At 48.0% G+C, this 23425-nt stretch carries 18 protein-coding genes; 10 read left to right on the forward strand and 8 right to left on the reverse strand.

The window, feature by feature from the left end:
• Positions 1 to 231 precede the first annotated feature (231 nt).
• Together pdeH and QUF14_RS21575 are read left to right on the forward strand one after the other, a co-directional pair.
• Complete coding sequence (gene pdeH / locus QUF14_RS21570) at positions 232 to 999, forward strand: cyclic-guanylate-specific phosphodiesterase (protein ID WP_024211999.1); 768 nt, start codon at positions 232 to 234, stop codon at positions 997 to 999.
• A 70-nt stretch (positions 1000 to 1069) separates the two neighbouring features.
• Positions 1070 to 3130, forward strand: coding sequence for an AsmA family protein (locus QUF14_RS21575; RefSeq protein ID WP_024212000.1), 2061 nt, complete (start codon positions 1070 to 1072; stop codon positions 3128 to 3130).
• A 117-nt stretch (positions 3131 to 3247) separates the two neighbouring features.
• Here QUF14_RS21575 and QUF14_RS21580 read toward each other — a convergent pair whose 3' ends face one another.
• From QUF14_RS21580 to QUF14_RS21590, 3 genes are all read right to left on the reverse strand, one after another.
• The gene (locus QUF14_RS21580; RefSeq protein WP_001149027.1) at positions 3248 to 4570 is read right to left on the reverse strand and encodes an MFS transporter; all 1323 of its coding nucleotides are present in this window, start codon (positions 4568 to 4570) and stop codon (positions 3248 to 3250) included.
• Between the two features lie 407 nt (positions 4571 to 4977).
• The gene (gene yhjD / locus QUF14_RS21585) at positions 4978 to 5991 is read right to left on the reverse strand and encodes an inner membrane protein YhjD (RefSeq protein WP_000191271.1); all 1014 of its coding nucleotides are present in this window, start codon (positions 5989 to 5991) and stop codon (positions 4978 to 4980) included.
• A 48-nt stretch (positions 5992 to 6039) separates the two neighbouring features.
• Positions 6040 to 6939, reverse strand: a complete 900-nt coding sequence (locus tag QUF14_RS21590; RefSeq protein ID WP_001355013.1) for a LysR family transcriptional regulator — start codon at positions 6937 to 6939, stop codon at positions 6040 to 6042.
• 519 nt (positions 6940 to 7458) lie between these two features.
• Between QUF14_RS21590 and QUF14_RS21595 the strand changes: the two genes are divergently transcribed.
• Positions 7459 to 8061, forward strand: coding sequence for a helix-turn-helix transcriptional regulator (locus tag QUF14_RS21595; protein ID WP_001167663.1), 603 nt, complete (start codon positions 7459 to 7461; stop codon positions 8059 to 8061).
• A gap of 50 nt (positions 8062 to 8111) precedes the next feature.
• Here the strand turns inward: QUF14_RS21595 and QUF14_RS21600 are convergent, their stop codons facing one another.
• Entirely contained in the window at positions 8112 to 9761 is a 1650-nt protein-coding gene (locus tag QUF14_RS21600; protein WP_286333080.1) for an alpha,alpha-trehalase, read from the reverse strand.
• Positions 9762 to 10165: 404 nt separating this feature from the next.
• Here QUF14_RS21600 and ccp point away from each other — a divergent pair, with 404 nt between their 5' ends.
• The 4 genes from ccp to gadW all read left to right on the forward strand — a co-directional run bounded on the left by ccp (position 10166) and on the right by gadW (position 15463).
• Positions 10166 to 11563: a cytochrome c peroxidase gene (gene ccp, locus QUF14_RS21605; protein ID WP_000784848.1), complete on the forward strand. Its 1398-nt coding sequence runs from the start codon at positions 10166 to 10168 to the stop codon at positions 11561 to 11563.
• A 210-nt stretch (positions 11564 to 11773) separates the two neighbouring features.
• Positions 11774 to 13174, forward strand: coding sequence for a glutamate decarboxylase (gene gad, locus QUF14_RS21610; RefSeq protein WP_000372240.1), 1401 nt, complete (start codon positions 11774 to 11776; stop codon positions 13172 to 13174).
• 368 nt (positions 13175 to 13542) lie between these two features.
• Entirely contained in the window at positions 13543 to 14367 is an 825-nt protein-coding gene (gene gadX / locus QUF14_RS21615; RefSeq protein WP_001191078.1) for an acid resistance transcriptional activator GadX, read from the forward strand.
• A 367-nt stretch (positions 14368 to 14734) separates the two neighbouring features.
• Positions 14735 to 15463 carry an acid resistance transcriptional activator GadW gene (gene gadW / locus QUF14_RS21620; protein WP_000150009.1) on the forward strand — a complete coding sequence of 243 codons (729 nt, stop codon included), beginning with the start codon at positions 14735 to 14737 and terminating at the stop codon, positions 15461 to 15463.
• Positions 15464 to 15825: 362 nt separating this feature from the next.
• Here the strand turns inward: gadW and mdtF are convergent, their stop codons facing one another.
• Both mdtF and mdtE read right to left on the reverse strand, forming a co-directional pair.
• Complete coding sequence (mdtF, locus tag QUF14_RS21625; protein WP_282625408.1) at positions 15826 to 18939, reverse strand: multidrug efflux pump RND permease MdtF; 3114 nt, start codon at positions 18937 to 18939, stop codon at positions 15826 to 15828.
• A gap of 24 nt (positions 18940 to 18963) precedes the next feature.
• On the reverse strand, positions 18964 to 20073 hold the full coding sequence (gene mdtE, locus QUF14_RS21630; protein WP_337459505.1) for a multidrug transporter subunit MdtE: 1110 nt from the start codon (positions 20071 to 20073) through the stop codon (positions 18964 to 18966).
• Positions 20074 to 20180: 107 nt separating this feature from the next.
• On the opposite strand from mdtE, the gene QUF14_RS21635 reads away from it, so the two are divergent.
• Positions 20181 to 20459: a hypothetical protein gene (locus tag QUF14_RS21635; protein ID WP_001205315.1), complete on the forward strand. Its 279-nt coding sequence runs from the start codon at positions 20181 to 20183 to the stop codon at positions 20457 to 20459.
• Here the strand turns inward: QUF14_RS21635 and gadE are convergent, their stop codons facing one another.
• Both gadE and hdeD read right to left on the reverse strand, forming a co-directional pair.
• Complete coding sequence (gene gadE / locus QUF14_RS21640; RefSeq protein ID WP_000576690.1) at positions 20460 to 20987, reverse strand: acid resistance transcriptional activator GadE; 528 nt, start codon at positions 20985 to 20987, stop codon at positions 20460 to 20462. It abuts the gene before it with no gap.
• Positions 20988 to 21785: 798 nt separating this feature from the next.
• Positions 21786 to 22358 (reverse strand): acid-resistance protein HdeD, encoded by a 573-nt coding sequence (hdeD, locus tag QUF14_RS21645; RefSeq protein ID WP_000965671.1) that lies wholly within the window; start codon positions 22356 to 22358, stop codon positions 21786 to 21788.
• 254 nt (positions 22359 to 22612) lie between these two features.
• Between hdeD and hdeA the strand changes: the two genes are divergently transcribed.
• Both hdeA and hdeB read left to right on the forward strand, forming a co-directional pair.
• Positions 22613 to 22945 carry an acid-activated periplasmic chaperone HdeA gene (gene hdeA / locus QUF14_RS21650; RefSeq protein ID WP_000756553.1) on the forward strand — a complete coding sequence of 111 codons (333 nt, stop codon included), beginning with the start codon at positions 22613 to 22615 and terminating at the stop codon, positions 22943 to 22945.
• 115 nt (positions 22946 to 23060) lie between these two features.
• The gene (hdeB, locus tag QUF14_RS21655) at positions 23061 to 23387 is read left to right on the forward strand and encodes an acid-activated periplasmic chaperone HdeB (RefSeq protein ID WP_001298717.1); all 327 of its coding nucleotides are present in this window, start codon (positions 23061 to 23063) and stop codon (positions 23385 to 23387) included.
• Positions 23388 to 23425: the final 38 nt, after the last annotated feature.

Genomic DNA, 23425 nt, shown 5'->3' on the forward strand with positions numbered 1-23425 from the left:
AGTCGTGAACCTGATCTGTAAAAAATTAGCGTTAGTTTGCGCTGTGGTGGTTTGCTGGTCAACCATATTAAAACAGTGTTCCATTATTTTTTTGAGCCAGAACGTATTCCTGAAAGATTCCGTTGTGGAGTGGGGAAATTTAACCCGGTCAGGCGGTAAAGTTCTGCTCCTGCGCGCCGATAATCTTTGTCGAGTCCGGGCAGCATCACTTTTAAACACAGGACATCTTTGATGATAAGGCAGGTTATCCAGCGAATAAGCAACCCTGAAGCAAGCATCGAAAGCTTGCAGGAACGGCGTTTTTGGTTGCAGTGTGAGCGTGCTTACACCTGGCAGCCGATCTATCAAACCTGCGGACGGTTAATGGCCGTGGAGCTATTAACGGTGGTCACGCATCCCTCGAACCCTTTACAACGTCTGCCGCCGGATCGCTATTTTACTGAAATCACCGTCAGCCATCGGATGGAGGTTGTGAAAGAGCAGATTGATTTGCTGGCGCAAAATGCCGACTTCTTTGTCGAGCACGGCCTGCTGGCATCGGTCAATATTGATGGTCCTACGCTCATCGCCCTGCGTCAGCAACCAAACATCCTGCGCCAGATTGAGCATCTTCCCTGGCTGCGTTTCGAACTGGTAGAACACATCCGCCTGCCAAAAGACTCAACCTTTGCCTCGATGTGTGAATTTGGTCCGCTGTGGCTGGATGATTTCGGCACTGGGATGGCAAATTTCTCTGCGCTCAGTGAAGTCCGTTACGACTACATCAAAATCGCCCGTGAGCTGTTTGTGATGCTGCGTCAGTCGCCGGAAGGACGCACGCTCTTTTCTCAGCTTTTACATCTAATGAATCGCTATTGTCGCGGGGTGATTGTCGAAGGTGTGGAAACGCAGGAAGAGTGGCGCGATGTACAAAATTCGCCTGCATTTGCCGCACAAGGCTGGTTTCTTTCACGCCCGGCACCGATAGAAACGCTGAATTCGGCAGTTCTGGCGCTATAAGCTGCCTCATTTTCTGCCTGGCTGGACTATCTTTAGGACTGGCACAGGAAGAAATATGAGGAAGCGAATGATGAGCAAGGCAGGCAAAATAACCGCTGCGATTTCAGGGACTTTCTTGTTGTTGATTGTCGTGGCGATCATTTTGATTGCAACATTTGACTGGAATCGACTCAAACCGACCATCAACCAGAAAGTCTCTGCGGAGTTGAATCGTCCATTCGCTATCCGTGGCGATCTGGGCGTGGTGTGGGAGCGGCAAAAACAAGAAACCGGCTGGCGCAGCTGGGTGCCGTGGCCTCATGTGCATGCAGAAGACATCATTCTTGGCAATCCGCCGGATATTCCCGAAGTAACAATGGTGCATTTGCCGCGGGTAGAAGCGACGCTGGCCCCGCTGGCGTTGCTGACCAAAACGGTCTGGCTGCCGTGGATAAAACTGGAGAAGCCCGACGCGCGTCTGATTCGTCTCTCTGAAAAGAACAATAACTGGACCTTTAATCTCGCCAATGATGACAACAAAGACATGAATGCAAAGCCGTCTGCGTGGTCGTTTCGACTGGATAATATTCTGTTCGATCAAGGGCGGATCGCTATTGATGACAAAGTAAGCAAAGCGGATCTGGAAATTTTTGTCGATCCGTTAGGCAAGCCGCTGCCGTTCAGTGAAGTTACTGGATCGAAAGGTAAAGCGGATAAAGAAAAGGTGGGCGATTACGTTTTTGGTCTGAAGGCGCAGGGACGTTATAACGGTGAACCGCTCACGGGCAAAGGTAAAATCGGCGGTATGCTGGCACTACGCGGCGAAGGTACACCGTTTCCGGTACAGGCTGATTTCCGCTCCGGGAATACTCGCGTCGCTTTTGATGGCGTCGTGAATGACCCAATGAAGATGGGCGGTGTCGATTTACGGCTTAAATTTTCTGGCGATTCGCTGGGTGATCTCTATGAACTGACGGGCGTTCTGCTGCCCGATACCCCGCCGTTTGAAACCGATGGTCGGCTGGTCGCGAAAATCGACACTGAAAAATCGTCGGTCTTTGATTATCGAGGCTTTAATGGGCGCATTGGCGATAGTGATATTCACGGTTCTCTGATCTACACCACCGGCAAGCCACGGCCAAAACTGGAAGGTGATGTCGAATCGCGGCAATTGCGGCTGGCAGATTTAGGGCCATTGATTGGCGTTGATTCTGGAAAAGGTGCAGAAAAGTCGAAACGGTCTGAGCAGAAGAAAGGCGAAAAAAGCGTTCAGCCTGCGGGCAAAGTGCTGCCTTATGACCGCTTCGAAACCGATAAATGGGACGTCATGGATGCCGATGTCCGCTTCAAAGGTCGGCGCATTGAACATGGTAGTAGCTTGCCGATTAGCGATCTCTCTACCCATATCATTCTCAAAAATGCTGACCTGCGCCTGCAACCGCTGAAATTTGGCATGGCGGGAGGCAGCATTGCGGCGAATATTCATCTGGAAGGCGATAAAAAGCCGATGCAAGGGCGGGCTGATATTCAGGCGCGTCGGCTGAAACTCAAAGAACTGATGCCCGATGTAGAACTGATGCAGAAGACGCTGGGGGAAATGAACGGTGACGCGGAACTACGCGGTAGCGGTAACTCGGTGGCGGCGCTTTTAGGCAACAGTAACGGCAACCTGAAACTGTTGATGAATGACGGGCTGGTGAGCCGCAACCTGATGGAGATTGTCGGCCTGAATGTCGGCAACTACATTGTCGGTGCGATATTTGGTGATGATGAGGTGCGGGTGAACTGCGCGGCGGCGAATCTGGATATTGCCAACGGTGTGGCGCGTCCGCAGATTTTTGCTTTTGATACTGAGAATGCGTTGATCAATGTTACCGGCACGGCAAGTTTTGCTTCGGAGCAACTGGATTTGACTATCGATCCAGAAAGTAAAGGGATTCGCATTATCACACTGCGTTCGCCGCTGTATGTGCGTGGGACATTTAAAAATCCGCAGGCTGGGGTAAAAGCCGGACCGTTGATTGCTCGCGGAGCCGTCGCGGCGGCACTGGCAACGCTGGTAACACCGGCGGCGGCGTTACTGGCGCTGATCTCTCCTTCCGAAGGGGAGGCTAATCAGTGTCGGACGATTTTGTCGCAGATGAAGAAGTGATGGAAACTGCCGGATGCGGCGTGAACGCCTTATCCGGCCTACAAATCCTTGCGAATTCAATATATTTTATGGAAATTCAGGCCTGATAAGCGTAGCGCATCAGGCTTTTCACTCTTATTACAACGATTGATGTCGCGTCTCATGGGTCAGCAGCAGGGCGATTAAGGTCAAGCCAGCCATCGCCGCCAGATATAACCCCACCGCACCTAACCCGTAGTTAGTCTGCAACCAGGCTGCGATATATGGTGCAACGGAAGCCCCGAGAATCGAAGCTACGTTGTAAGAGAACGATGCTCCGGTGTAACGCACTTCTGTCGGGAACAGCTCTGGTAACAGCGCGCCCATCGGCCCGAAGGTCAGTCCCATCAGACTTAACCCCAGCAGCAGGAAGGCAAAAACCAGAATCGGGTTGCCAGAACCGAGCAGCGGGTTAAAGGCGAACAGCGCGAACAGGATGATCAGCGTGGTGATGATTACCATGCTTTTACGACGACCAAAGGCATCGGCCAGCAGTCCGGCGACTGGCACCATCACGCCAAAACCAATAACTGCCATCATCAGCATCCACAATACTTCGTTACGCGGCAGGCCAAGACCCACGGGCGCGGCGGCGGTACTGAAGGTCATTGAGTAGACCGTCATGATGTAAAACAGCGTGTAGGTCGCCAGCATGATGAAGGTGCCGAGCACTGTGACGCGCACGTGCTTGGTCAGCAGCGTACCCAGCGGGATCTTCACCTGCTTTTTCGCTTTAGCGACTTTCTCAAACACCGGCGACTCATGTAGCGACACGCGAACATACAGGCCGATAACGACCAGCACCGCCGAGAAGATAAACGGCACGCGCCAACCCCAGCTCATAAACTGCTCGTCGGTCAGTAGCCAGGAAAGCAGTAAGAAAGTGCCGTTGGCAAAGAAGAAGCCAATCGGTGCGCCCAGCTGCGGAAAGGAGCCGTACAATGCACGTTTGCGCGGTGGTGCGTTCTCGGTTGCCAGCAGCGCCGCTCCGCCCCATTCGCCGCCTAAGCCCAGACCCTGACCAAATCGAGCCAGTGCCAGCAGCAGCGGGGCGAAAATACCAATCGTGGCATAGCCCGGCAGCAGACCAATCACCACGGTCGAAATCCCCATCGTTAGCAACGAGGCGACCAGCGTCGCTTTACGCCCAACGCGATCGCCAAAATGACCAAAGACGGCAGAGCCAATAGGGCGCGCGACGAAGGCGATGGCGAAGGTGGCAAGCGACTGTAGCGTTGCTGCCGTAGGATCGCCCTGTGGGAAGAAGATATGCGGGAACACAATAACGGCTGCCGTTGCGTAAATATAGAAGTCGAAGAACTCAATGGCTGTACCGATGAGTGAGGCAACCAGAACTTTATTACGTGAGTTTACCGGCGTAAATTCCTGGTTATTTTCGAGTGTTGTGGCTGTTGCTTGCATAATCTTTTCTTATTTTTTGGCTAACGAATAGCCATATTACGCACAGCAAAAGTGATATTTCAATGTGTAACAAATCGCGGAGTTGGTCGAAAATCAGCCAAAAAGGGAATAATGTTTAAGCTGGTGATTTTTCTTCTATGAAATGCTTCACATAATTTCATAAATGGTGGATAAAACTGGTTTTAGGTTAAATAAAAGTTACCAACTGGATTTATATGCTGGAGTAATGAGTTGGAATGAAATTGTTTGCTCCTAAGAGATGACAGAAAAGGCTCTGGGGAAGAGTTTAAGTGGTTATGTGCGCATGATAGCCGGATGCGATGCTGGCGCATTTTATCCGGCCTACGGGGAGCCAGGCCGAATAAATTCGTAGGCCGGATAAGGCGTTACGCTGCATCCGGCATATTTTAAGACTGCGTTTTCCCCGGCATTCTCGGGTCGTCTTTGTATTCGGCGGTGGCAATCCACGCCGCGCAAAACAGCGTCAGACGAGCGAAGAAGTAGAAAAACGCCATCAGTCCCAGCACGGAGCCAAATGCTGCGCCAGACGGAGATTTCATCAGCGATGGCAGTGTGTAGGTCATCACGATTTTAATCACTTCAAAACCTATAGCAGCAAGAAATGTTCCGCGAATTAGCGCTTTTTTGCGCGGACGGTGGCGCGGCAATCGCCAAAAGATCCAGAAGAAAAGCAGATAGTTGGCGAAGATGGAAATCGCAAGACCAATCAACCGCCACGTTGGTTTCAGCCACTCAATGCTGTTCAGGTGCAGGGCGCTAATAATCATTTGCTGCGCCGAACCGGCAACCGAGGTGATCGAAAGCGTCACAATGAGCGCAATCAACAAACCAATCAGCGAAATAAAATCACGCAGATATTTAACCCAAAATTTTTCCTGATCCTGTGGCGAACGTTCCCAGACATCGCGCGATTGAGCGCGAATCGCTTCACGCAGGTTACCCATCCAGTTGATGCCGGAATAAAGCGCCACCGCCAGGCCGACAAGCCCTACCGTCGTACGCTGTTGAACGGCGGTATTGATGGTGTTTTTCAATGTAGCTGCCAGCGTCGGATCGCTAATATTTTGCAGAATTTTGTCGAAGATATCCTGCAGCAGCATCGGATGGGAGGCCAGAACGAAACCAGCGGCGGCAAACGACACCATCAAAATCGGAATCATCGACAAAAATGAGAAATAGGTGATAGCCGCACCAAACTGATTACCCAGCCGATCGTTAAAGCGTTCAGTCGCGCGAATCAGGTGCGCAATAATCGGTTGGCGTTGGACTTTTTCGGCAGTAGTGGTGACGGTTTCCAGCGCCTGGCTAACTTTGCCGCCTTTCTCGCTATTATCCAGCGGTTTAATCGGCTCGAGCTCCAGATCCTGGGTGGGACGTTTAATCTCGTTTTCCTGCGTCATCCGCTCTTTTATCCTTCTGTCTTTATCATTCTTAAAAAGTATAGTCTGTCAGTCCAGGTACTCTTTCATTACGCCAGCCAGCCACTGCATAAACAGGTTTACACGCCGGGAAAGCTCCCGACGCTGCGGATAAACCAGCGAAAGGGAGAGCGGCTCGGCACGGTAGCCAGGTAATACTTCAATAAGCCGCCCGGCACGCAGGGCTTCGCGCACGGCAATGCGCGGGATCTGAATAATCCCCAGACCGGCAAAACCGGCGGCGAGATAGTTTTCGCTACTGTTTACCGTCAACATGCCGCCAGACTTAAACCACTGGACGCCATTAACGCTGGCAACCTCAAAACCTAACGGATGTACACTCAGGTGGGGTGTGTAACGCACTATTGCGTGTGAAGTCAGATCGTCGGGGCTTTGTGGATAACCAAAGCGTGTCAGATAGTGTGGACTGGCACAGTTGACCATGGTTAGTTTGCCGAGGGGACAGGCGATAACACCATCTTCCGATAACGCGCCAGTGCGTATCACGCAATCAAAACCATCATGAAGAATATCTACCGGACGGTTATGGCTACTCAGTTCCAGCTCAATTCCCGGATGCTGATAGAGAAATTCCGACAGGCGCGGCAGTAACAGGCTTTTCGCGATTCCTGGTGGGATGTCGATGCGTAATTTACCGCTGATACTGGTGGCATCCTGTTGAAACAGACCGTCCAGTTCGTTGAGATTACTCAACACATCTTTTGCCCGTTGATAATAGGTCATGCCTTCTGGCGTGAGTTTGACCCGTCGCGTGGTGCGCTGGAGAAGCTGGGTGCCAAGTTGATGTTCCAGTGCCTGTATCTGGCGCGAAACACTTCCTTTTGGCAAAGCAAAGAAATCCGCTGCGCGGGAAAAACTTTCCAGCTCCGCGACTTTGATGAACAACTGCATTGCGTGAATTTTATCCATTTCTTTGACCGATTGTTGTTCACATCGAAACAGTAACGCGCATATCGCATTGTTTATTGTTTTTTCTAACATCTAATGCCGGGTTTCACAATGTTGTCATGACGAATGTGGCGATTTCTCAGTAGGAAAAGGGGAGAATAGCTTTATGAGAAAGGTGAATCCCCTTAAACAGAGCGTATTTTTCAGCGATTCCCTTTAAAGTGAATAGAGGACGTATTGGCTATTTGTGCTTATTTTTGTCTCATTGCCGTTTGTTATTTTGGCTTGTGGTCGCGGAATTTCATTTTTAATTGCATGCGTACTAGCCATCAATATAAGGAAATCCTCAAAATTGTTTTAAATAGTGCCCTCGACATGTAATTTCAGGCGTTTAGCTGTAACTATTTATATCGGTAACTATTTTCTACGCGTCATCTCTGTAGAATGGCCACCGCCAAATGGCGAATTCTTATTTTTTCTCGCGGGTAATACCCTTCCACTACTTAAGTCTTTTTAACGTATTCAGGTGGAGATTCAGTTATGCAAATAGTCATGTTTGACAGGCAGTCAATATTTATTCATGGAATGAAAATCAGTTTACAGCATCGTATTCCAGGAGTGAGTATTCAGGGGGCCAGTCAGGCAGACGAGTTATGGCAAAAGCTGGAAAGTTACCCTGAAGCCTTAGTGATGCTCGATGGCGATCAGGATGGTGAGTTTTGCTACTGGTTGCTGCAAAAAACCGTGGTGCAATTTCCTGAGGTTAAGGTGTTAATTACGGCGACGGATTGCAACAAACGGTGGTTACAGGAAGTTATTCATTTTAATGTGCTGGCCATTGTGCCTCGTGATTCAACCGTCGAGACATTTGCGTTGGCGGTCAATAGTGCGGCGATGGGGATGATGTTTCTGCCGGGAGACTGGCGAACGACGCCGGAAAAGGACATTAAAGATCTCAAATCGTTAAGCGCCCGCCAGCGGGAGATTTTAACCATGTTAGCGGCGGGCGAATCAAATAAGGAGATCGGCAGGGCGCTGAATATCAGTACCGGAACGGTAAAAGCGCATCTGGAATCCCTGTATCGCCGTCTGGAAGTGAAAAATCGCACCCAGGCGGCAATGATGTTAAATATCTCCTCCTGAAGAGGATAATTTTACAGCCAGCAGGACGTTAGCGGCTGGCTGTAAAAATATTATGGTTCGCCGTACAAACCAATTAAACGGCGTACCACACCGTTAGTCCAGCCAAACCCATCCTGCAACGGATACTCGCCACCGCCGCCTTCGCGGGGAAAACCATCGGCAATATGGTATTTCTCGATCAGTTTGTGCTGTTCCAGATAGAACTGATTCACCGTCTTCAGCCAGCTGCGCGCGATTTCATCACCCAGAAGGTCATCGCCGTACATTTTAAATCCCTGAATCGCCATCCATTGTAATGGTGCCCAGCCGTTAGGTTTATCCCACTGTTCACCGGTTTCGTACTCGCTTGCCAGAATCCCGCTAGGTGTCAGTAACCGGCTGCGCACGGCGTTTGCCAGACGATCTGCCTGTTCATGGTTCGCCATACCGACATAGAGCGGCACAATGGCGGCAGCGGAAAAGAGCGCCAGTTGTTCGCGTCGCCAGTCGTAATCGCGGTAGATACCGTTTTCATCATCCCAGAGGTAACGGTTTACCGCATCGCGACGGGCACTGGCCTTCTGGCGGAACAGTGCTTCTGTCTCTTTCTCGCCTTTCAGCGCCGAGATGTTGGCGATGGCGCTCTCCAGTTTAAACAGGAAGGCATTCAGATCGATGGGGATGAACTGGGTGGTACGAATGCTCGCCAGACGACCGGTATCACGCAGCCAACGGGAAGAGTAATCCCAACCGGAGGCCGCCCCCGCGCGTAAATCGCGGTACACCTCGTTAGGCGGGCGACCAGAATGTTTCGCGGTTTCAACGTCCTCAAGCCAGGATTCGTCACGCGGCGTGTCGCGATCGTCCCAGTAACGGTTGAGCAGCGAGCCGTCGGGCATCCGCACAACATGGCGATAGGCCTGATTAGGGATCAACGATTCTGCGCCGTCCATCCAGAAGGCATATTCCATTTTCAGATGGTCGAGATAGCGGCGCGCGCCGCGTACACCATCTTCTTCAAACAACTCCACCATCAGCGCAAAAACCGGTGGTTGCGAGCGGCTCAAATAATAGGTGCGGTTGCCGTTGGGGATGTGACCATAGTTTTCGATCATCCAGGCGAAGTTATCGGCCATGCATTTCAGCAAATCTTCCCGACCACTTTCCGCCAGCCCCAGCATGGTGAAATAGGAATCCCAGTAGTAGGTTTCGCTAAAACGGCCCCCTGGAACAATGTAAGACTGTGGCAGCGCCAGCAGGGAAGACCACGGAATGTGATCTTGCGGTTCGCGGGTAAGCACCGGCCACAGCTGGTCGATATGTTCTTTCAGGGAATTTTGCGGGTCCGATACATACTCGCTGGAGTAGGTCTCCGGCAGCCAGAAGTGATTTTCAACAAACTTGCGCAAGTCAAAATCACGATGACGGCGCACTTTACGATAGCGGATTAAAATATCCAGCGGGTCCATTTTGGGTGCGCAGTCGGGAAAGGTTTTACTGTCGGGGAAAATTTTCGCCGACTGAACATGCTCGAACAGTTCGAGATAGCGATCGGCAGGCGTCAGCGCATCAGAGGCGGGCAGCCCTTCAATCATCTCGGGTTCTGGTTCTGCCTCGATCATCTCATCCAGTTTTAATTCATACGGGTCCAGTTCATAGCAGAGATCGACCTCGATCATCAGTTCGTCTGGATTAGAGTTTTGAATTTTCTGATTGAGCATAAGGATCCGACCTCCGAAATTCGTCGCTAATTATCGGGCTTTTCTTTAAGGGTAGTCATTCGCTCCGCCTGGTGGGCGACAAAGCGTGCGGTGGATCACGTTTATTAACTTGTCAAAAAATATAACGCACTAATATCAATAGAATTTATAAAAATACGGATTCCGTGTTGTTTTTCATTTTCAGAACATTCAATCCTGCTCTCGTCGCAATCATGATATGCCATCCCTGCTCTTTATAATAGGTACAGGCTATCTTATTGATAGTTTATATTCATGTAATTGATTGATTCCTATCAAAAAGCGTATTTCCCTGTTTTTTATGATGGCTTTGTCTCGCAGAGACGTTTGCAGCATTCTGGAAAATTTTCTGGGTCACAATAACTCACCACCGTGAGGGAAGAATAATGAAAATGGTCTCACGTATTACCGCGATCGGCCTGGCTGGCGTCGCGATTTGCTATTTAGGGTTATCTGGTTATGTGTGGTACCACGATAATAAACGCAGTAAACAGGCCGATGTTCAGGCATCTGCTGTCAGTGAAAATAATCAGGTTTTAGGTTTTCTTCGCGAAAAAGGATGCGACTATTGTCATACGCCTTCGGCAGAATTACCCGCCTATTATTATATTCCTGGCGCGAAACAGTTGATGGATTACGACATTAAGCTTGGATATAAATCTTTTAACCTCGAGGCCGTGCGTGCGGCTCTGTTGGCAGATAAACCCGTTTCGCAAAGCGATCTGAATAAGATTGAATGGGTGATGCAGTATGAAACTATGCCACCAACGCGTTATACCGCGCTACACTGGGCGGGTAAGGTGAGTGATGAAGAGCGGGCGGAAATACTTGACTGGATTGCAAAACAGCGCGCGGAATATTACGCCAGTAATGATACTGCTCCGGAGCATCGCAATGAACCGGTGCAGCCTATTCCGCAAAAACTGCCTACCGATGCGCAAAAAGTGGCGTTGGGTTTTACGCTGTATCATGATCCCCGTTTATCGGCTGATAGCACCATTTCATGTGCACATTGCCATGCGTTAAATGCGGGTGGCGTTGATGGCAGAAAAACGTCGATTGGTGTTGGTGGTGCCGTTGGACCGATTAACGCACCGACGGTATTTAACTCAGTATTTAACGTTGAGCAGTTCTGGGATGGTCGTGCGGCAACATTGCAGGATCAGGCGGGTGGACCGCCGTTGAACCCGATTGAAATGGCGTCGAAATCCTGGGACGAAATTATTGCTAAGCTGGAAAAAGATCCGCAGCTTAAAGCGCAGTTCCTCGAAGTCTATCCGCAAGGTTTCAGTGGCGAAAATATTACTGATGCTATTGCTGAATTTGAGAAAACATTAATTACGCCGGATTCCCCATTTGATAAATGGTTGCGTGGAGATGAGAATGCGCTGACGGCGAAACAGAAAAAAGGCTATCAATTATTTAAAGATAATAAATGTGCAACTTGTCATGGTGGTATTATTCTCGGCGGACGTTCTTTCGAGCCGTTGGGGCTGAAAAAAGACTTTAACTTTGGTGAAATTACGGCGGCGGATATTGGTCGTATGAATGTTACTAAAGAAGAGCGTGATAAATTGCGTCAGAAAGTACCCGGTTTACGTAACGTTGCTTTAACGGCACCGTACTTCCATCGCGGTGACGTGCCGACGCTGGACGGGGCGGTAAAACTGATGCTGCGCTATCAGGTAGGCAAAGAGCTGCCGCAGGAGGATGTGGATGATATCGTAGCTTTCCTGCACAGTCTGAACGGGGTATATACGCCGTATATGCAGGATAAACAATAATTAATTTGATCGCCCGAACAGGAATGTTTGGGCGATTTTTATTACGACAATAAAGTCTGTTTTTAATATTATCATGTTAAATTTTTATATTATAAAAAGTCGTTTTTCTGCTTAGGATTTTGTTATTTAAATTAAGCCTGTAATGCCTTGCTTCCATTGCGGATAAATCCTACTTTTTTATTGCCTTCAAATAAATTTAAGGAGTTCGAAATGGACCAGAAGCTGTTAACGGATTTCCGCTCAGAACTACTCGATTCACGTTTTGGCGCAAAGGCCATTTCTACTATCGCGGAGTCAAAACGATTTCCGCTGCACGAAATGCGCGATGATGTCGCATTCCAGATTATCAATGATGAATTATATCTTGATGGCAACGCTCGTCAGAACCTGGCCACTTTCTGCCAGACCTGGGACGACGAAAACGTCCATAAATTGATGGATTTGTCGATCAACAAAAACTGGATCGACAAAGAAGAATATCCGCAATCTGCAGCTATCGACCTGCGTTGCGTAAACATGGTTGCTGACCTGTGGCATGCGCCTGCGCCGAAAAATGGTCAGGCCGTTGGCACCAACACCATTGGCTCTTCCGAGGCCTGTATGCTCGGCGGGATGGCGATGAAATGGCGTTGGCGCAAGCGTATGGAAGCCGCAGGCAAGCCAACGGATAAACCTAATCTGGTGTGCGGCCCGGTACAAATCTGCTGGCATAAATTTGCCCGTTACTGGGATGTGGAGCTGCGTGAAATCCCTATGCGCCCCGGTCAGTTGTTTATGGATCCGAAACGCATGATTGAAGCCTGCGACGAAAACACCATCGGCGTGGTGCCGACTTTCGGCGTGACCTACACCGGTAACTATGAATTCCCGCAACCGCTGCACGATGCGCTGGATAAATTCCAGGCTGACACCGGTATCGACATCGACATGCACATCGACGCCGCCAGCGGTGGCTTCCTGGCACCGTTCGTCGCCCCGGATATCGTCTGGGACTTCCGCCTGCCGCGTGTGAAATCGATCAGTGCTTCAGGCCATAAATTCGGTCTGGCTCCGCTGGGCTGCGGCTGGGTTATCTGGCGTGATGAAGAAGCGCTGCCGCAGGAACTGGTGTTCAACGTTGACTATCTCGGTGGTCAGATTGGGACTTTCGCCATCAACTTCTCCCGCCCGGCGGGTCAGGTGATTGCACAGTATTATGAATTCCTGCGCCTCGGTCGTGAAGGCTATACCAAAGTACAGAACGCTTCCTACCAGGTTGCCGCTTATCTGGCGGATGAAATCGCCAAACTGGGGCCGTATGAGTTCATCTGTACCGGTCGCCCGGATGAAGGCATCCCGGCGGTTTGCTTCAAACTGAAAGATGGTGAAGATCCGGGATACACCCTGTATGACCTCTCTGAACGTCTGCGTCTGCGCGGCTGGCAGGTTCCGGCCTTCACCCTCGGCGGTGAAGCCACCGACATCGTGGTGATGCGCATTATGTGCCGTCGTGGCTTCGAAATGGACTTTGCTGAACTGTTACTGGAAGACTACAAAGCCTCCCTGAAATACCTCAGCGATCACCCGAAACTGCAGGGTATAGCCCAGCAGAACAGCTTTAAACACACCTGATAACATAATTTTGTAAAAACCGAATGCCCCGACTTTAAAAAACAGGTGGGGCATTCGGTTACTTATTCATGCAATAATATATTGGCTGTTTATTCATCGTGTTGATAAGATATATGTTATATGAATGTTATTAAGGGTGGCGAGACCGTTTAATATCACAATAAGGGATTATTTGCTTACTAATAATTTCCCTGCGTTTTTAACGCCTTTTTTTGTATTATAAATCCAGTTATCCAGCCCGACTATCATCACACATCATCATCCTGTTTTCCCGCTTCGTTTAAATTTATTTATCAATCAATTTGACTTAAGAGGGCGGCGTGCTACATTAATAAACAGTAATATGTTTATGTAATATTAAGCCGACTATGCAATCACTACATGGTAATTGTCTAATTGCGTACGCAAGACATAAATATATTCTCACCATGGTTAATGGTGAATATCGCTATTTTAATGGCGGTGAACTGGTTTTTGCGGATGCAAGTCAAATTCAAGTGGATAAGTGTGTCGAGAATTTTGTATTAGTTTCAAGGGACACGCTTTCATTATTTCTCCCGATGCTCAAGGAGGAGGCATTAAATCTTCATGCACATAAAAAAGTTCCTTCGTTACTCGTTCATCACTGTACCAGAGATATTCCTGTTTTTCAGGAGGTTGCGCAACTATCGCAGAATAAGAATCTGCGCTATGCAGAAATGCTCCGTAAAAGAGCATTAATCTTTGCGTTGTTATCTGTTTTCCTGGAGGACGAGCAGTTTATACCGCTGCTTCTGAACGTTTTGCAACCGAACATGCGAACACGAGTTTGTACGGTCATCAATAATAATATCGCCCATGAGTGGACATTAGCCCAAATCGCCAGCGAGCTGTTGATGAGTTCAAGCCTGTTAAAGAAAAAATTGCGCGAAGAAGGTACGTCATATTCACAGTTGCTTACTGAGTGTAGAATGCAACGTGCTTTGCAACTTATTGTTATACATGGTTTTTCAATTAAGCGAGTTGCAGTGTCCTGTGGTTATCACAGCGTGTCGTATTTCATTTACGTTTTTCGAAATTATTATGGGATGACGCCCACAGAGTATCAGGAACGATCAGCACAAGGATTGCCGAACCGTGACTCGGCGGCAAGTATTGTTGCGCAAGGGAATTTTTACGGTACTAACTATTCTGCGGAAGAAATAAGATTATAGTTTTTACCCAGACATAAAAAAAACCCGGCATAGGGGACCGGGAAGAGGATAGTCTGCCGTCTCCAGACTAATAAACCGTTATAACACTCCCTGTTGGCACGGGAAACTTTGTGCTCTCAGTAAGTTAAATATAACTTTTAATGGAGATAAGATCAGCCATTTTTTTATAAACATAAGCTATGCGCTGTGTGAAAATATATTCTTCTTGCATTTTCTTATTATCAATTAACTGTTATGCCAAACTACTTTTTGGATAACTTTTGGTCCTACCAAATATGGCAGTTTATGCACGAAGAAGCGGTCTGGCATCATTTCATTAGTATACTGAAATTGAAATAATCGCAGTAATGAAATATAAGGGATAGTCATGACTCATGTCTGCTCGGTGATCCTCGTTCGTCGTTCATTGGATATTCATCATGAACAGCAAAAAATATCGTTGCACAACGAAAGTATTCTACTGCTGGATAAAAATTTGGCAGACGATTTTGCGTTTTGTTCACCGGATACACGACGACTGGATATCGATGAGCTGACAGTTTGCCATTACTTACAAAATATTCGTCAGTTACCGCGCAATTTAGGGTTACATAGCAAAGACCGTTTGTTAATTAACCAGTCCCCGCCCATGCCTCTGGTGACGGCGATTTTTGATAGTTTCAATGAATCCGGAGTAAATTCGCCGATACTGAGCAATATGCTCTACCTTTCCTGTTTATCTATGTTTTCTCATAAGAAAGAACTAATCCCCTTACTTTTCAATAGTATCAGCACTGTTTCAGGAAAAGTTGAACGCCTTATTAGCTTTGATATCGCTAAACGTTGGTATCTACGCGATATCGCGGAAAGAATGTATACCAGCGAGAGTCTAATCAAAAAAAAGTTGCAGGACGAAAATACCTGTTTCAGTAAAATATTACTCGCTTCCAGGATGTCGATGGCCAGACGATTACTCGAGTTACGTCAAATTCCTCTACATACTATTGCGGAAAAATGTGGGTATAGCAGTACGTCGTACTTTATAAACACATTTCGACAATATTATGGTGTAACGCCACATCAGTTTGCGCAACATTCGCCAGGCACCTTTTCCTGACATATTTCGCATTTGAATATTGGTCAGGATCTCACACGTGCTTCATGTGAAACTCTTCCCTGATGATTTCTGCCGGGCTACCGGCTAGTTCTCTTTCGCAGTATGCCAGGCGGTATAGGTATTTTCAGGAGGAAAAGACTCGGCATGTTTGGGATTATTAAGCTGACAATTCATACGATTACGGGAATGTGGGTCAGTATTGTGCTGTTCAAATTGATGACGAATGGCTGGAGTGGTTTTTACTTTCAGTGCTGTGTACTAAGCCTGGTATTCCTGACGGTTAGCTGGTTGTTGAGTGGTGAATGGTTAGCAGGAAAGAGTAAGGCTGAACCCTCACGTTCAACCTTACTCTCATTTACACGTTACGCTTTTTTAAAGCGGGCAAAGAGATGTTCCACTACAACGAAAAAGACTGGAACGAAGTAAATGGCCAGCACTGTTGCGGCAAACATCCCGCCCATCACGCCGGTACCTACCGCGTTTTGCGCGCCGGAACCGGCACCATGACTGATTACCAGCGGCAGCACGCCGAGAATAAAGGCCAGAGAGGTCATCAGGATTGGGCGTAAACGCATTCGCGCCGCTTCGATGATCGCCTCTATCGGCGTTTTCCCTTCTTTCTGCATCATCTCAACGGCAAATTCGACGATCAGGATGGCGTTCTTGGCGGAAAGCCCGATGGTAGTCAACAAACCAACCTGGAAGTAGACGTCATTACTTAAGCCGCGCAGATCGGTGGCCAGTAATGCGCCAACGACGCCTAACGGTACAACCAACATCACCGAGAACGGAATTGACCAGCTCTCATAAAGTGCGGCAAGGGCGAGGAACACCACGACCAGTGAAATGGCATACAGCGCGGGAGCCTGGTTTGAGGATAACGCTTCCTGATAAGACAGTCCGGTCCATGAGTAGCCGACGCCTGCCGGAAGTTTAGCGACCAGGTCTGCCATAAATTTCATGGCGTCACCGGTACTTTTCCCGGCCGCCGCTTCACCTAAAATCTCCATTGACGGGATGCCGTTGTAGCGTTCCAGTCGCGGCGAACCATAGGTCCATTCGGTAGACGAATAGGCAGAAAGCGGTGCCATCGTGCCAGAGGCGTTGCGTACATACCACTGGTTGATGTTATCCGGCAACATACGGAACGGCGTGCCTGCCTGGACATACACTTTTTTCACCCGTCCCTGGTTGAGGAAGTCGTTCACGTAGCTGCTGCCGAAGGCGGTGGAAATTGTCTGGTTGATATCGGACAGCGCCACGCCCATTGCCTCGGCTTTCGCGGCATTGACGTTAACTTTGAACATTGGCGTATCTTCCAGGCCGTTCGGGCGTACCCCGGTAACCTGGTTCGGCGATTGCGCAGCCAGTGATAACAGCTCGTTTCGCGCCTGGGTCAGTTTTTCGTGCCCCAGGTTACCGTTGTCCAGCAGTTCCATATCAAAACCTGACGCGGTACCCAGTTCAGCCACCGCGGGTAAGTTGAACGGGAAGACGACGGCTTTATTGATACTGCTTAACGCAATCATTGCCCGCTGAATGATCGCGGTAACCGAGTTTTCCTCACCGACACGTTCAGACCACGGTTTGAGGCTGATAAACGCCAGACCGTTGTTTTGCCCCTGGCCACTGAAGCCAAAGCCGCCAACGGTAAACACCGACTGAACATTATCTTTCTCTTTTGTCAGATAATAATCAGTCACCTGTTGCAGCACTTTCGTGGTGTTAACCATGGTTGCACCGGAAGGTAACTGCGCGGTGGTCATAAATACCCCCTGATCCTCTTCTGGTAAGAAAGAGGTCGGCGTACGCAGGAACAGCACCGCCATCCCGGCGCAAATCAGCAGGTAGACCACCATGTAGCGACCGGTACAACGCAACAGCGAGCGGGTGCTATCGGTATAGTGATGAGTCGATTTTTCAAACAGCGTGTTGAAGCGTGCGAACAGGGCGTTAGGTTTGTGACCGCCTTCCGGCGCGGCTTTCAGAATGGTGGCGCACAGGGCAGGGGTCAGGCTCATTGCGACAAATACTGAAAGCAGCATCGAGGAGATCAGCGTGATGGAGAACTGACGATAAATTTCCCCGGTCGCGCCGCTCATAAAGGCCATTGGCATAAACACCGCGGAAAGCACAACGGCAATCCCGACCAGAGCGCGTTGGATTTGCCCCATGGATTTATGCGTTGCTTCCTTCGGCGGCAGTTTATCCTCCGCTATCACGCGCTCGACGTTTTCTACCACCACGATGGCGTCATCCACCAACAACCCTATCGCCAGCACCATCCCGAACATGGTGAGGGTGTTGATGGTGAAACCGACCGCCGACAAGATCGCAAACGTCCCGAGAATAACCACCGGTACGGCAATCGTCGGGATGATTGTGGCTCGGAAATTCTGCAAAAACAGATACATGACCAGGAAGACGAGGATGATTGCCTCAACCAGTGTTTTGAAAACTTCCTGAATAGAAATTTCGATAAACGGCGTCGTGTCGTAAGGATAAACCGTCTTCAGACTGGCGGGGAAATAGGCCGATAGGCGATTTAGCTCCTCTTTGACTGCCCGTGAGGTATCCAGGGCATTTGCTCCGGTAGCCAGTTTGATGGCGATCCCGGCCGCAGGTTTGCCGTTATAGCGCGCCACGGTGGAATAATCTTCCGCCCCAAGTTCGACGCGGGCGACATCACGCAGCAGCACTTGCGAGCCATCTTGCTGAACTTTCAACAGGATTTTGCCAAATTCTTCCGGCGTTTGCAGACGCGTCTGCACAATGATCGAGGCGTTCAGTTGCTGGTCTGCCGCCTGTGGCATGCCACCCAGTTGACCACCAGAAATCTGGTTGTTTTGCACCTTAATCTGGGAAATAACATCGGAAGGTACCAGGTTGTATTTATTGAGTTTTTGCGGGTCCAGCCAGATACGCATGGCATACTCGGAACCAAAGAGTTGTACGCTACCAACGCCCGCGGTACGGCTTAGCGGGTCTTTGATATTAGACGCTACATAGTCCGCGATATCGTACTGGTTGAGACTGCCGTTATCAGAAATGAACGCCGCTACCATCAGGATATTACTGCTCGACTTATCGACGCTAATCCCCTGCTGCTGCACCGCTTCAGGTAATGAAGGCATAGCGAGTTGCAGTTTATTTTGCACCTGAACCTGCGCGATATCAGGCGATGTCCCCGTCTCAAAGGTCAGAGTGATGGAGGCATTACCCGCCGCATCGCTGGTTGAAGACATGTACATCAGGCCATCAAGCCCATTCATATTTTGCTCAATCACCTGAGTGACCGAGTCTTCTACCGTTTGCGCATCGGCACCCGGATAGGTTGCGCTGACGGTAATGGTTGGTGGCGCAATCTGCGGATATTGCGCAACCGGTAAGTTCATGATCGCCAGACCACCTGCAAGCATCATAATAATGGCAAGTACCCAGGCAAAAACCGGGCGATCAATAAAATAGTTAGCCATGAAAGTCCCCTTAAGCCTGCAACGTTATTGTTTCGATTCGGTGCTGGCGTTTTCCTGGCTGGAGGAAATTGCACGTGCTTTGATACCCGGATGAATACGTTGCAAACCGGAAACGATCACCCGATCGCCAGCCTGCAAACCAGAAGTGACAACCCACTGGTCGCCGATGGCTTTGCTGGCTTCAATTTCGCGTAGCTGCACGACATCGTCTTTATCCAGAATGAGCGCCGTTGCTTTACCCTGGGCGTTGTGGGTGACGCCTTCCTGCGGCACCAGTAATACATTCTGGCGGCTACCTTCATCCACTAATGCCGTGACGTACATGCCAGGCAGCAAGTCACCATTTGGGTTGGGGAAAATCGCCCGTAACGTCACGGAGCCCGTGGTTTCATCCACCGTCGGGTCGGAGAATTTCAGCGTGCCGGTCTGGCTGTAACGTTTACCATTTTCCAGATTGAGCTGTACTGGCGTACTGCCCTGAACCTGTTTGATTTGCCCACTGGCGACCTCTTCTTTCATGCGCAAGAAATCCTGCACCGACTGCGTGAGATCGACATAAATCGGGTCCAGACGTTGTACGGTAACCAGCGAATCTGCCTGATTAGCGGTAACGAGTGCGCCGACGGTCACCGACGATTTCCCGCTGACGCCCGTAATCGGTGAGATGACATTTGCGTATTGCAGGTTGATAGTCGCCTGTTCAACAGCCGCTTTGGCGACGGTGACATTGGCTTCTGCTTCATTCAGCTGGGTGCGTGCGGTGTCGTAATCCTGACGGCTAACGTAGTTGGTCTTCAGCAATGATGCCTGGCGGTTGAAGGTGATGCGGGCATTGCTGGCGGTTGAGAGTGCTTTCGCCAACGAGCCTTTGGCGGAGTTTAGATCGGCCTGTAAAGGCGCAGGATCAATCTGATACAGCGAATCGCCCTGGTTCACTTTATCGCCTTCGATAAAGTTGCGTTTAATGATAATACCGCCCACCTGGGGGCGTATCTCGGCAACTTCATAAGGAACGGTTCTACCGGGCAATTCGCTCAACACATTGACCGAACCGGGGGAGAGTGTGACGACACCGACCTCAGGCGTCATGGCGGCGGCGTTTTCCGTCGATTTGTCATCGCAGGCGGTGAGCATCGCGCCGCAGAATAACAACGGTATTAACAGTTTTCTTCTTCTGTTCATTTTAGTCCCTGAAAATTCTTGAGATATAACGGTTCTTTAAATTGCGCGCGAGGAGAGGTATGAGGGATTTACAGACCAGCGGCATAGTGGGGTTGTCAGCCAGTAAGATGGGATGCAAGCACAGTGATCGACATGGTGAGGTCAACGACAAAAAAAATGTTGCCGTTCTGCCAACAGTTCCTGCCAGCATTCGGGCAACGAAGGGTTCTACTGGTGGATACACATACCAGGGGAATAAAGTCGTTTTCGCCTCTCCTTTAGTCATCACCGGGGATAATGAAATCAGCATCTGCATCCCTCTTCATGCCTGCCATCATTTTCAGTTAATTATGTCCTGACTAAAAATAAGATGTGATACCCAGGGTGACGATGTCGCTCATACGTCTTAGTTTCAGCTTGTACATAATGTTGAATTTCTGAATCTTTAATGTTTGTTGCGAAATATTGAGCGTTGACGTGATATTGCTTTCGTTTTTGTTTTTCAGAATCAGCTGCATAATTTTGAACTGATTATGTGAAAAACATAATTGTGAATTCTTATGAGGCAAGTGTTTACCATAAGTAATCTCAAGAAGATTTTTGATACTTTCTTTGCGGCTGACAAAATAAATAGGCGCTTTAGCTTTTAGTTTACTGATGTGATAAGGTGCCAAAACAATAATTCTCTCGGCGTCTAATTTCTCCAGAAATTTAATCGCTTCTTCATCAAGGATATGGTTGTGATAGGTATCAATGATAACCTTGAAAGGTTTATTACCTACTTTTTTGATCTCTGACAGGGAATTGATTTTTATCATTTCGTGATTATCTTTCAACTGCCAAAAGCCCTGTAAAAGAAAAGAATCTTTCGTCATGAGAAAAATCATAACTTGCTCCTTAGCCGTTATCGTTTCGAACATGTCATCCTTTTCATTATTTACATCCCTGTCCGAATCGTTGTTCAATATAGTAAACGCCTATAAGAACCTTGCCCTTCGTGAACTAATACGTCTATTAACACTAATCAATACTTCAGATTTATCCATCACGCACTCCATATATTGATCCTAAGTAAAATTCCTGGTTGTTATCAGATTGTAAACTGCAAACAAAAAATTAACGTTTGCGGATTACTGCCCAAGAATAAGTTATCAATAACCAGTTTGTGATCTCTGAAGAATATTACTAAAGTTAAAATGTAATCCGATTTAAATATCGAGTCTCCTTGTTTCGACTTAAGCTGGCAATTGGATTGCCAGCTTTCTTTTAACGCATTGAAATTACCTGAGTAAATAACTCATTCATGTCTTCAGGTTTTTATATAGCGTCTGGAGACACGGATATTTATGCAATGTAATCAACGCCAGTTGCAAAAAAATGAACCCGGATTACTTATTTAACCGCCCATAGCATCAACGTTTACGGAACTCTTTGTTCACTTTCCCACAGCACTTTTAAAACATTAAACCTGACTACGGAAAATATCAGCCATGATAATGTTTGAAATGGCTAATTTGCCATGCAATGAAAAAAATCAGATAAAATTCAGTAGGTTGAAATACTCATCAGCAGGTAATTATTTCAATGATAGCGCGCAATTGATCTAAAATGCTGTGTAGCGGAGAGAGTATTAATTTGATCATAGTCACATCAAGTGACTATGATCCAGGTGGCAATAGGGATAATTATTGCTTTTTAACAAACAAACTGGCGAAGCTGAACAGGCTAGCGGCGCTAAATATCAGTTCAATTCCCACTAGTGTGGAAACCAGCGTTACAGAAACCATCGGCGTTGCACCAAGGAATATCCAGGCAATGACGATATCCAGCACACCAATAACGAGCTGTAGCCAACTGCCTTTCATTGAACGCTGACGATACCAACTCATCAGACGAATAACTCCTGCCACACAGAACAAACCGGCAATAAATGCCGCAATGGCAAAAATGCCCAGCTCCGGTGCGCGGATGAAGAAATAGCCGATCAATAAATAGGCGACTGCGACGAGGAAACCGGATAATACCGGCCAGAAATTATGACTGCGGTTGCTGAATAGCCCGACAATAAGCGCAATGCCCGAGCAGATTAATAATGCACCCACTACTGTGCTTAAAATGTCGCCAGAGACGAACGGAAAACTGATACACAGCAACCCGACGATAAACAGCAGCACGGCAATAAACTGGATTGCTCTGCGATGTTTTTTAAGCATCTCCAGATCAAACTTCAAAATTGTTGCCTTATCTATATATAACATAGAACCACCCTATAAAATTAAGAAGAAAATCCCCTGCTATCAATCTATGCCAAAAACGCGTCTAAGAATGCAGTCGATTTAATAAAAATTTCCTAATTACAGTATCTGATGCATCTGTAACTTATTGTATTGAAATAAAAATATCTGATTTTGATATTTTCCATCAACATGACATATACAGAAAACCAGGTTATAACCTCAGTGTCGAAATTGATTCGTGACGGCTCTTTCACTTTATAGTTGAGGATATTACGATGAAAAAAGTATTAGGCGTTATTCTTGGTGGTCTGCTTCTTCTGCCAGTTGTGAGCAATGCAGCGGATGCGCAAAAAGCAGCTGATAACAAAAAACCGGTCAACACCTGGACCTGTGAAGATTTTCTGGCTGTGGACGAATCCTTCCAGCCAACTGCAGTTGGTTTTGCTGAAGCACTGAACAATAAAGATAAACCAGAAGATGCGGTTTTAGATGTTCAGGGTATTGCAACCGTAACCCCAGCGATCGTTCAGGCTTGTACTCAGGATAAACAAGCCAACTTTAAAGATAAAGTTAAAAGCGAATGGGACAAAGTTAAGAAAGATATGTAATTCCGGGAATACGTTACATCGTACTTCCTTGCATATTGAACAGGTAGGAATACCTTCTTCAAAAGCAGCTATTCCTTCTGTTCATATTTAATCTCTATATTGAATGGGTTACAAAATGAATATTTCATCTCTCCGTAAAGCGTTTATTTTTATGGGCGCTGTAGCGGCTTTGTCACTGGTGAACGCACAATCTGCGCTGGCAGCCAATGAATCCGCTAAGGATATGACTTGCCAGGAATTTATTGATCTGAATCCAAAAGCAATGACACCGGTTGCGTGGTGGATGCTGCATGAAGAAACAGTTTATAAAGGTGGTGATACTGTTACTTTAAATGAAACCGATCTTACTCAAATTCCTAAAGTGATCGAATACTGCAAAAAAAATCCGCAGAAAAATTTGTATACTTTCAAAAATCAAGCATCTAATGACTTGCCGAATTAATGGGGCACAAGTAAAAAGGAGTAGCAAGTTGAGCCATC

It is taken from the genome of Escherichia sp. HH091_1A, from assembly GCF_030295175.1.
In the GTDB taxonomy this organism is placed as follows: Bacteria; Pseudomonadota; Gammaproteobacteria; order Enterobacterales; family Enterobacteriaceae; genus Escherichia; species Escherichia coli_F.